This is a genomic window from Psychrobacter sp. TB55-MNA-CIBAN-0194, from assembly GCF_040309505.1.
Lineage (GTDB): Bacteria > Pseudomonadota > Gammaproteobacteria > Pseudomonadales > Moraxellaceae > Psychrobacter > Psychrobacter fozii.
In genome coordinates this window covers 1-263 of record NZ_JBEOOW010000408.1, presented here as the reverse complement: position 1 = coordinate 263, position 263 = coordinate 1, and the positions used below count along the sequence as shown (strand labels likewise).

At 44.1% G+C, this 263-nt stretch carries 1 protein-coding gene; it reads right to left on the bottom strand.

Annotated features, from left to right (window positions below):
- On the bottom strand, nucleotides 1-263 hold a 263-nt coding region (locus tag AAEY75_RS15670; protein ID WP_352260108.1), incomplete at both ends, for a solute carrier family 23 protein.

Here is a 263-nt window from a genome sequence, read left to right as displayed (position 1 = left end):
TAAGTTTAGTAATAAACTGACTCAAGAATATCTCGACAAAGGCACCTAAGAATGTCACGCCAAAGATAACAGAGAGAATCTCCTCAGGACTACCACCTCGGTTTTTTACTACAAAACCTGCTGCTAACACGGCCGCTAAAAAACCAAAGCTGGTGCCTTGCAGAGCCATTAGCCCTGAACCGACAGGACCAAATTTACGGGTTTGAATAAAGGTTGAAACCCCAGATACCATTAGCGCCATACTGATTAGGTAGGGAATGTGC